The sequence below is a fragment of the Mycobacterium sp. E2479 genome (genome assembly GCF_001667925.1).
Lineage (GTDB): Bacteria > Actinomycetota > Actinomycetes > Mycobacteriales > Mycobacteriaceae > Mycobacterium.
The window spans coordinates 1-1,373 of record NZ_LZJR01000030.1 but is presented as its reverse complement, the minus strand read 5'-3'; the positions used below and the strand labels follow the sequence as shown (position 1 = coordinate 1,373).

The following is a 1,373-nucleotide window of genomic DNA, read 5'->3' as shown; positions in this document are numbered from 1 at the left end:
GTTTTGATTACTTCCGACGTGGCGCGTTACACGTCGATGGTCTGGCTGACGTATGTCTCCCAGGTGGCGATCTGGCCAGCCTCTACCATGGCGGCCTGCATCTCGGGGTCGCCGAAGAGCGCCTCCTGGACCTGGCCGTACCGCGTCCAATCCTCGGCGGTCGTCAGGAAGCCGACGGCGTTGGTTCCCTGACCCCCGACCATGGTGACGAGCACAGTGACGTTCTCCGCGCCATGCTTGCGGGCAAGTTCGCTCGCGCGCTTCAGCTGCTTTTGAACGTCGTCCCAGGCCACGCCGGGATTCGGATGGACGATAGTGGTTGCGAGGATTGTCATCGTGGGCACCTTTCACTAGAGGGGACCCAGACAGCCTCTGGCGTGGCAAACTGCGAGCCTAGAGTAGCCGGCTACTTCAATCTTCCGCAGATCTCCGAGCGCCCGTTGCGGGCGAGCAGGTTTGCGCGGCGGACGCGGCACCCGACAACTTGGGCAGAGCGTGAATCGCCAGGGGGTGGGGTTGATTACGCGCCCCACCGGGGTTTAACCGGCCGCATTTGGGGAATGGTCATTGGTTAGCCCGAACGGGCGGTAGCTGCGAATGCTAGTGATTCACGAGCTGCCAAGCCCGTCCCACCGGATGGGTTGTTAAGCCACCAGCAAACCCTGAATAAAACCAGAATATACTATTGACCAGGGAAGTCTATTGAAATGTTGTCTAACGGAGCTCGTGACTCAGCGAACAAATTCATACAAAAGCAAAGATTAATGAATTCGGACTGGAATCCGAATCATAAATACATTCAACAATGCCCTGAATGCGAAGGCATACACGAAACACAAAGGCAGAACGACGAATATTGCATTCGATGCAAAGACAATAAAATGACCGCCTAGACGGCCTCGGAGGCCCGGGGCGCGCGAGCAGGCCCCGACGCGGCAACTAGTTTGCTAGCCAATGCACTTTGGCACTAGCGCGCGGCGGCATTCGGGTGTTTGCTTACCTTGTGGCTAACCGCCACGAGGTACAGGAGGCACCATCATGACCATCGTCACGTACGTAGTTATCCACCCAAACCCGGGCGTCCAGTGGGACGAGGTGCAGAAGCAACTCAAGAAGACAACAGACCTCGCTCGCAAGCACGGCGCCGAGAACGTCACCGTGCTGGCGACCATGATCGGGGGCCCGGCGACCAACGCCATCGGCCTGCTTTCCACAGCCGAGGATTGGACGCGGTACGGCCAGGTCCAGGAGGCGCTCTTCGGCGACCCCGAGATGCAGGCCGCCATGGTAGAGGCTGGCCAGATCGCCACCTGGGAGACATACGTCAGCCAGACCATCGACGTGTAACGCGCCACGTCGGAAGTAATCAAAAC

At 58.9% G+C, this 1,373-nt stretch carries 2 protein-coding genes; one reads left to right on the top strand and one right to left on the bottom strand.

The window, feature by feature from the left end; all coding sequences use genetic code 11:
* Window positions 1–26: 26 nt before the first annotated feature.
* Window positions 27–335: a hypothetical protein gene (locus A5686_RS03830; RefSeq protein ID WP_067931305.1), complete on the bottom strand. Its 309-nt coding sequence runs from the start codon at window positions 333–335 to the stop codon at window positions 27–29.
* 703 nt (window positions 336–1,038) lie between these two features.
* Here A5686_RS03830 and A5686_RS03825 point away from each other — a divergent pair.
* Window positions 1,039–1,347 (top strand): hypothetical protein, encoded by a 309-nt coding sequence (locus A5686_RS03825; RefSeq protein ID WP_067931302.1) that lies wholly within the window; start codon window positions 1,039–1,041, stop codon window positions 1,345–1,347.
* Window positions 1,348–1,373: the final 26 nt, after the last annotated feature.

Bases quoted from the DNA above. Each gene is read 5' to 3' on its own strand.
- A5686_RS03830 (WP_067931305.1), bottom strand. From the start codon at position 335: ATGACAATCCTCGCAACCACTATCGTCCATCCGAATCCCGGCGTGGCC.
- A5686_RS03825 (WP_067931302.1), top strand. From the start codon at position 1,039: ATGACCATCGTCACGTACGTAGTTATCCACCCAAACCCGGGCGTCCAG.